General features: G+C 67.2%; 10 protein-coding genes. 5 read left to right on the top strand and 5 right to left on the bottom strand.

From position 1 onward, the window contains the following. Together EPL00_RS23560 and EPL00_RS13020 are read right to left on the bottom strand one after the other, a co-directional pair. The coding region (locus tag EPL00_RS23560) for a hypothetical protein (protein ID WP_202932635.1) at positions 1 to 461 on the bottom strand (461 nt) is incomplete at its 3' end. Further along, positions 462 to 1,475, bottom strand: a complete 1,014-nt coding sequence (locus tag EPL00_RS13020) for a hypothetical protein (RefSeq protein WP_135854590.1) — start codon at positions 1,473 to 1,475, stop codon at positions 462 to 464. A 187-nt stretch (positions 1,476 to 1,662) separates the two neighbouring features. Between EPL00_RS13020 and EPL00_RS13015 the strand changes: the two genes are divergently transcribed. The 4 genes from EPL00_RS13015 to EPL00_RS13000 all read left to right on the top strand — a co-directional run bounded on the left by EPL00_RS13015 (position 1,663) and on the right by EPL00_RS13000 (position 3,588). Beyond that, positions 1,663 to 2,514, top strand: coding sequence for a UbiA family prenyltransferase (locus EPL00_RS13015; RefSeq protein WP_135854589.1), 852 nt, complete (start codon positions 1,663 to 1,665; stop codon positions 2,512 to 2,514). Positions 2,515 to 2,605: 91 nt separating this feature from the next. Continuing rightward, the gene (locus EPL00_RS13010) at positions 2,606 to 2,770 is read left to right on the top strand and encodes a DUF1059 domain-containing protein (protein ID WP_135854588.1); all 165 of its coding nucleotides are present in this window, start codon (positions 2,606 to 2,608) and stop codon (positions 2,768 to 2,770) included. An 80-nt stretch (positions 2,771 to 2,850) separates the two neighbouring features. Further along, positions 2,851 to 3,129, top strand: coding sequence for a helix-turn-helix transcriptional regulator (locus EPL00_RS13005; protein ID WP_135854587.1), 279 nt, complete (start codon positions 2,851 to 2,853; stop codon positions 3,127 to 3,129). A gap of 60 nt (positions 3,130 to 3,189) precedes the next feature. Then, positions 3,190 to 3,588, top strand: coding sequence for a hypothetical protein (locus EPL00_RS13000; protein ID WP_135854586.1), 399 nt, complete (start codon positions 3,190 to 3,192; stop codon positions 3,586 to 3,588). Between the two features lie 31 nt (positions 3,589 to 3,619). On the opposite strand, the gene EPL00_RS12995 is transcribed toward EPL00_RS13000, so the two are convergent. From EPL00_RS12995 to EPL00_RS12985, 3 genes are all read right to left on the bottom strand, one after another. Beyond that, complete coding sequence (locus EPL00_RS12995) at positions 3,620 to 4,768, bottom strand: acyl-CoA dehydrogenase (RefSeq protein WP_135854585.1); 1,149 nt, start codon at positions 4,766 to 4,768, stop codon at positions 3,620 to 3,622. Between the two features lie 255 nt (positions 4,769 to 5,023). After that, complete coding sequence (locus EPL00_RS12990; protein WP_135854584.1) at positions 5,024 to 5,548, bottom strand: GrpB family protein; 525 nt, start codon at positions 5,546 to 5,548, stop codon at positions 5,024 to 5,026. Between the two features lie 20 nt (positions 5,549 to 5,568). After that, positions 5,569 to 5,808, bottom strand: coding sequence for a hypothetical protein (locus EPL00_RS12985; RefSeq protein ID WP_135854583.1), 240 nt, complete (start codon positions 5,806 to 5,808; stop codon positions 5,569 to 5,571). A gap of 141 nt (positions 5,809 to 5,949) precedes the next feature. Here EPL00_RS12985 and EPL00_RS12980 point away from each other — a divergent pair, with 141 nt between their 5' ends. Further along, positions 5,950 to 7,032 (top strand): phytoene/squalene synthase family protein, encoded by a 1,083-nt coding sequence (locus tag EPL00_RS12980; RefSeq protein WP_135854582.1) that lies wholly within the window; start codon positions 5,950 to 5,952, stop codon positions 7,030 to 7,032.

Raw genomic sequence — 7,032 nt, 5'->3', positions numbered from 1 at the left:
CCTGGCCGGGGGCGGGCGCGCGGGGCCTCCGGGGCGGTGGCGCCCCCCCCGCCCCCCCCCCCCCCCCCCCCCACGACGAGGAGCGTCCGGACGACCGAGAGCGCCAGCACCGCCACCACGAGCGCGAGTTTCGCGGCGAAGACGGTGCCCCACCGGGTCCCGGCCGCGGGGACGTACGGCGCGAGAGTCCCGAGGTTGCCGACCCCGGTCATCACGAGGACGCCGAGCGCGGCCCAGAAGCCCCGCTCGTATGCGGCCGCGACCGAGACGGCGGTTTCGGTCGCTGGCGGTGCGGTGGAGTCGGGGGCACTGTCGGAGTCCGCGTCGCTTCCGGAGTCGGTGTCTCGGCCGGAGTCGGCGGCCACGGCGGGGTCGATACGCCGGAACAGCCACCACGTCAGGGTCGCGCCGCCGAGGACGAGCGCCATCGCGAGGACGTGGAGCGCGCGAACCGCCAGCATTCAGCGTCCTCCCTCGTCTTCCTCTTCCTTCCGGCGGTCCCAGAAGTTCTCCCGCGAGTTCTCCTCGGTCGCGTCGAACCGGTCGTCCGTCGCGTCGAGTCGGTCGGTAGACGGGTCGAACTGGTCGGCGGACGAGTCGAACTCGTCCGCGGAGTCGAAGCGGTCGTGACCGTCTCGACCACTGCCACCATTCCCATCACCACCGTCGAATCCGGCTGGCTCACCGCTCTCGCGTGCGTCCATGTCCGCGACGAACTCGGTCGTGGCGAACGTCAGCGCGAGCGCGACCGGGGCCGTCGCCACCGCGCCGACGACGATACCGACGACGCCGAGGTTCACGACGAAGGCGGAGGTCACGATGGAGACGAGGGCGGCGAACAGCAGGTATCCCACCCCATAGGAGAGGTAGGGGCCGCCAGCACTCGCCCACCGGAAGCTTCGACCGAGCGCGTCGCCCAGCGACTCGTCGGCCACGGCGACGAGGTACGCCGTCGCGTAGAAGAGGTATTTCAACACGAGGAGGGCGGGTATCAGAACGACGAGGAGCAAGGGAGAGACCACCGCGAAGGCAACGGTCGAGAGCGTGACGAGGTTGACGAGCGCGACGTACTTCAGCATCGGCACGAAGTGTTCGCGGGTCTCGTCGGCGAAGTCGTAGCGGCCGTTCTGGATGAGTGCGGCGACGCTTCCGAGGAGTCCGGCGACCAGAACCGCCTCGACCAGAATCTGGATCGGAAGGAGCGCGACGGTCGGCGAGACGTAGATTCCGGACCCCGAATTCGGCACGTTCACGAACGTCCAGAGGTCCGGGAGCGCGGACGGGAACGAAAACGTCATCCCGAGGTTCACGCCCTCGGCGGCGCGAACGCGCCGGATATTGTCGGCCGCGAGGAGACTCGACGCGAAGGGCGCGACCGCGAGCGGGAGGTGGTCCATCGCGCGCTGCCACCCGTCTGTGAATCGAGTGCCGAACGACTTGCCGTCGGGCGACTCGGGGGTGTCCGTGGAGGGCATCGTCCGCAACTGGCTCACGCCGAGGCGAAAAATCTTGGCGTCCTTGCAGGTCGGCGTTCCCCGAAGGCGGTGCGGTCCCCGAGTCGGGACGACGGCCCACGACCTCCGACTCAGTGACTCGCCGGTGCGGCCAGCGAGATTCAGTTCGCCTGAGATTTTATGCGTCTCGCCTCCGTTCGTGTAGAGTATGCCCAACGCTGGCCGGGAATCCGGCGTCGTCCCCGCGGTCCGCGCGCTCGCCTCGCAGGTCCACCCGGTGTTCATGACGCCGCCGGTCGCCTCGTCGCTGTTCGGCGGCGTGCTGGCCGGGCGCTTCGACCTCGCGGCGGGACTGGTCCACGCGACGGCCATCTTCGCGGCGGTGTACACCGCCCACGTCAAGGACGGCTACGTGGACTTCTACGTCCGCGACGAGGACGACGACCATCCCCTCTCCGAGCGCGGCTGCAAGCGCGCGCTCGTCGGGTCCAGCGCGCTGTTCTTCGGGTGCCTGCTCGCGCTCTGGCCGCTCGCTGGCGCGCTCACCGTCGCGCTGACGCTCCCGACGTGGCTGGTCGCGTACCACCACGCGCCGCAACTCGACACCAACCCCGTGACCGCGACGACGGGCTATCCGCTGGGCATCGCGCTGGCGATTCTCGGCGGCTACGCCGCGCAGGCCGGGACGCTTGCCCCCATCGCCGTCGCGTTCGCCGCGGTGTTTCTGGTTCTCCTCTCGGGCGTGAAGGTCATCGACGACGCCCAAGACTTCGACTACGACCGCTCCATCGAGAAGCGAACCGTCGCCGTGACGCTCGGCCCCGAGCGCGCCCGCACCGCGGCCTACGCGCTGATGACGACCGCGTTGCTCCTCGTCGTCGCGCTCGCCGCGCTCGCCGTCTTCCCGCCGAGTAGCGTGGCCGCGGCCGCCGGGTTCGCCGCAGTCGCTGGCGTGGCGAGTCGGGCCGACCCGGAGCTAGCGACGATGCTACTGGTCCGCGGGTCCTACGTCTTTCTGGCGTTACTCCTCGGGGCGGTCTGGTTCCGGCCGCTCGGCTGAGGTCTCGGGCCGACGAGCGTCCCCACGGTCCACGGGCGCGGTAGATTTATGCGAAATCGCGTGGCACCTCTGCGCCGGGGGTTGACGAAAGATGGCAAAACACATGGCCTGCCGAGAACAGGGGATGGACTGCGACTTCGAGATAACCGACGAACACGAGGACGAGATGGTCGATTTCATCCAAATCCACGCGCGCTCCCAGCACGACATGTCCGTCTCGGAGGACGAGGCGCGCAACATGATGGAGAACACCTGAGGAGTCCCGCCGTTCCGACCGGCCGCATTTTTCGCCCCGTAAGCGCAACGCTCGTAGTCCCGCGGCCGAATTGCTCGCCCATGACTAAATGGCTCCAGAGTGGCCGCCGCCGGGACCTCTGTGCCCTGCTGTACGAGGCCGAGGAGTTGCGCGGCCAGAGTCTCAAGACCAGACTCGAAGGTCACTACGACACCCACATCGACTCGAAATCGTTCTACGCCGCCCTGCGGTCGCTCCGGGAGAAGGGCTTCGTGGAGAAGCGCACCGAGGGCATCCACGAGGCCTACGCGCTGACCGAGACGGGCGAGGAGCGAGTCGAATCGCACTTCGAGTGGCTCTCCGAGAAGTTGGGGGAGTAGTCGGCGAGACGCCTCGCGCGATGCACAGCCTTAACCACCCGGCCCCGAGTAGCCCGCGTCATGACGGCGGACGACGGCTACGACGACTTCGAGCGCCACGTCCGGGAGACGCTGGCCGACGCGACGGGCTACGCCTGCGAAAAGCAGTACGAGGTCGGGAAATCCGGCAATCGGTGGAAAGTGGACTGCGTGCTACTGGACGACCACGACCTCCGGAAGGGCTACGTCGAGGTCAAAGAGACCTCGCGCTCCTCGAACCGGAGTACCTACATCAACCACATGCGCCGAGCCTACGCCGAGATGGGTGATTTCAGGCAGTTCGACGCGCCGAAAGCCGTCGTCGTGGCCGACAAGTGGGACACCGGGGGCACCGACTGGGACGCCATGATGGACTCCATCGACTGCATGCTGGTGGACATCGAGGAGATAGACCGCTTCGTCGCCGAACTCGACGGCTGAGAGACGCTGGATAGCTTACCAGCGCACCGAATCAGTCCAGCAATTCGTTCGCAATCGTGTTCCGCAGGACCTCGCTAGTGCCTTCGTAGATTTCGTTCAGCTTCGAGTCGCGGTAGTAGCGTTCGGCCGGGAAGTCCTTCGTGTAGCCGTAGCCGCCGTGAATCTGGATGCCCTCGTTTGCGACCTCGCGGGAGATTTCCGAGGCGTAGAGTTTGGCCTGCGCGGCCTGCTTGATATAGTCCTCGCCGCGCATCTTCCGGTCGGCCGCGCGGTGCATCAGCATCTTGGCGGCCTGAACTTTGGTGTCCATGTCGGCCAGTTTGTGCTGGATGGTCTGGAACTCCGAGATGGGCTGGTCGAACTGCTCGCGGTCTTGGGAGTATTCGAGGGCGTCTTCGAGCGCCGCACGAGCGATGCCGAGCGAGCGCGCCGCGATGGTGATACGGCCGCCGTTGAGCGTCTTGAGCGCGTGGACGAAGCCGCGGCCCTCCTCGGCCAGTAGGCGGTCCTCCGGGATTCGCATGTCGTCGAAGCGGAGTTCGGCGGTCGGACAGCCCTTGTCGCCGAGTTTGTCCTCGGTGCCCTCGACGTGGAAGCCGTCGTCCTCGTCGGGCCGGACGACGAACGACGAGATACCCTTGTTGCCCGCTTCGGGGTCGGTCTTGGCGAACAGCGTCACGGTGTCCGCGACCGAGCCGTTGGAAATCCAGAGCTTGCCGCCGTTGACGACATACTCGCCAGCGTCGGCGTCGTACTCCGCGGTGGTGTCCATCGCGGGCACGTCCGACCCCGCGCCAGCCTCCGAGAGCGCGAACGCGCCGATGTCCTCGCCGCGATTGAGCGGGGTGAGATACTCCTGTTTCTGCTCCTCGTCGCCGAACTCGTAGAGCATGTTGCCCGCGAGGCTGGTGTGGGCCGCGACGACGGTGCCGAGACCACCCGACCCCCGCGAAATCTCTTCGAGGCCGATGGCGTAGGAGTGGTAGTCGAGTCCGGCCCCGCCGTACTCCTCGGGGAAGGGCATCCCCATCAGACCCAACTCGGCCATCTCGTCCACGAGGTCCTGCGGGAACTCGTCGGTCTCGTCTATCTCGTCGGCGCGAGGCTTTATCTCCTCGTCCGTGAACTCCGCGACCATGTCGCGTATCTGAGACTGCTCGGCGGAGAGACTGAAGTCCATGCGCAAATGTTGCGACTACGCTATCCTTTAGCTTTCCCTTCGAAGCGCGGCCCGGCCGTGACGCTCGCTACCGCCACGGCGGCGCGAGGTGGAGGTGGAATAGTTTCCCGCAATCCGCCTCGCCGCACACCGGGCAGGTCTCAGTTGCCGGTTCTCCGTTCGTTGGCTCGGTGGTCCCAGCGCGCGGGTCGGCGGCCGAGACGACCCGCGACCCCGCGTGGCCGAGTTCGTAGGGAGAGTTCGGCTAGCGGGAAATCACTCGCGGTCGAGCGCGTCGGCGAGGACGCGCTCGACGAACTCGGTCTTCGCGGCGGTGTAGGCGTCCCGGTCGTCGGGATGGGCGTCGGCCAGTTCGCGCTTGCGGGCCTCGTATTCCGCGGCTACCTCAGCATTCGCCCGGAGGTGGTCCCGGAAGGCGATCGCCTCGCGGTAGCACTCGCTGTCGCGCTCGCAAAGCGAGAGGTAGTGGGTGCGGTTCGTCCGCGGTCCCTTGGCAAAGAACAGTCGGTCGGCCACCCCGTCCTCGGGCCGGTACTCGTAGCCGTGGGCTTCGAGAGTCGTCACGAGGTCGGCCGCCTCATCCAAACTCCCCACGACGGCCAGCAGGTCGATGACAGGTTTGGCCGCTAACCCCTCGACGGCCGTACTCCCGACGTGCTCGAAGTCGAGCAGTCGGTCGCTGGCGACGGAGCGGAGGCGCTCGACTTCCGCCTCGTAGCGACGCTTCCACTCGGGGCAGTAGGGGCTGAGTTCAACCGTGCCGCGCTCCAGTCCGACCATCGCGTTGCTCCTCTTGGAACTCAGAACAACTTCTTGCGAACGTCGTTGGCGGTGACAGCCCCCTGCAACAGCCACGACGCGGCGGGGTGCTTCGGCGCGACGCTGGCCGCACCGAGGAGCAGGAAGGCCCGCTTGGGCTTGCCCCTCCGGAGCGCGAGTGCGGCCTGCGCGACGAACGACGCGACGTTGAGCGTGTCCTTCTGAACTCGGAGCGGTTTGCCGACCAGCACCTTCGCGGCGTCTCTCGGCGTCGGAATCATGTTCGAATCGAAGCTCCCCGCGAGAATAAGCGTTGGGCCGGTCGTCGCTCGACTACGACTCTCCCGCACGTCCGAGCGGCGGTAAATGCTACTGCATTTGCTCAAGTTTTTCAATCTCGCGTCCTTAGGACCCAAAAGTCAATGGACACGGAGCCGCCTACCGAACGCCCCGACGGCGACCTCGACTGGTGTTTCGACGCCGTGCAGGGCGTCTCCCGAACGTTCGCCATCACTATCGACGTGCTGGAGGAGCCGATGGCCTCCTACATCTGCGTCGGCTATCTGCTCTGTCGCGTCGCCGATACGGTCGAGGACGCCGGTCACATCCCGCCGGACGAGCAGTCGCGCCTCCTCGGACGCTACGACGACGCGCTCGACCCCGACGACGAGACCGACATCGAGGAGTTCCGAAGCGCGGTCGAGCCGTGGCTCCCCGAGAACGCCGAGGGCGTGGACGCCGACGAGGTGGGCGACGAGGCCGACTGGAACGTCGTCGCCGAGTCGCCCCGCGTGGTCGCCACCTTCCGGTCGCTGGGCGAGGACGCCCAGTCGGCCATCTACCCGCCGGTCAGTGAACTCGTCACGGGGATGGCGGAGTTCGTGGACCGGTACGCCGACGACGGCGGGCTTCGAATCCGCACCATCGACGAGTTAGAGGAGTACTGCTGGTACGCCGCCGGGACGGTCGGCGAACTCATCACGAACCTGCTGGCACAGGACGTGGACGACCGCCGCGCCGAAATCATGCGCGCCAACGCCCGCGGCTTCGCGCTGTTGCTCCAACTGGTCAACGTCGCCAAGGACGTGTCCGACGACTTCCGCGAGGAGAACAACGTCTACCTCCCGGCGGCGTGGCTCCGGGAGTACGGCGTCAGTCCCGCGAACGTCACCGACCCGGAGAACCACACCGCGGTCGCGGGGGTCATCCAGCGCGTGACCCGCCACGCTCGGGAGTACATGGACGACGCCCAGCGATATCTCGAAGCACTGCCCGAGTCGCAGGGCAACACCGTCGAGGCGTGGGCCATCCCGTTCCTGCTGGCGGTCGGCACCAGCCGCGAGTTGCTGGAGCGACCGGAGGACGTGGTCGAGGAGGGCGGCGTGAAGGTCTCGCGCGCCGAGGTGATGGGGCTGATTCAGCTGTTCAAGTCGGGCAACGTCGAGCGCGAGCGAATCGGCGAACTGCGCTCGCAGTTGGAAGACGAACCGTTCTCGCCGTCGTGA

The sequence above is a fragment of the Halorussus salinus genome (assembly GCF_004765815.2).
In the GTDB taxonomy this organism is placed as follows: domain Archaea; phylum Halobacteriota; class Halobacteria; order Halobacteriales; family Haladaptataceae; genus Halorussus; species Halorussus salinus.
Note: the sequence above shows the minus strand (reverse complement) of the source record. Positions and strands in the feature narration are given on the sequence as shown.

Coding starts and splice junctions, on each gene's coding strand:
- EPL00_RS13010 (WP_135854588.1), top strand. CDS start 2,606: ATGGCAAAACACATGGCCTGCCGAGAACAGGGGATGGACTGCGACTTC.
- EPL00_RS13005 (WP_135854587.1), top strand. CDS start 2,851: ATGACTAAATGGCTCCAGAGTGGCCGCCGCCGGGACCTCTGTGCCCTG.
- EPL00_RS13020 (WP_135854590.1), bottom strand. CDS start 1,475: ATGCCCTCCACGGACACCCCCGAGTCGCCCGACGGCAAGTCGTTCGGC.
- EPL00_RS12990 (WP_135854584.1), bottom strand. CDS start 5,548: ATGGTCGGACTGGAGCGCGGCACGGTTGAACTCAGCCCCTACTGCCCC.
- EPL00_RS12995 (WP_135854585.1), bottom strand. CDS start 4,768: ATGGACTTCAGTCTCTCCGCCGAGCAGTCTCAGATACGCGACATGGTC.
- EPL00_RS13000 (WP_135854586.1), top strand. CDS start 3,190: ATGACGGCGGACGACGGCTACGACGACTTCGAGCGCCACGTCCGGGAG.
- EPL00_RS13015 (WP_135854589.1), top strand. CDS start 1,663: ATGCCCAACGCTGGCCGGGAATCCGGCGTCGTCCCCGCGGTCCGCGCG.
- EPL00_RS12980 (WP_135854582.1), top strand. CDS start 5,950: ATGGACACGGAGCCGCCTACCGAACGCCCCGACGGCGACCTCGACTGG.
- EPL00_RS12985 (WP_135854583.1), bottom strand. CDS start 5,808: ATGATTCCGACGCCGAGAGACGCCGCGAAGGTGCTGGTCGGCAAACCG.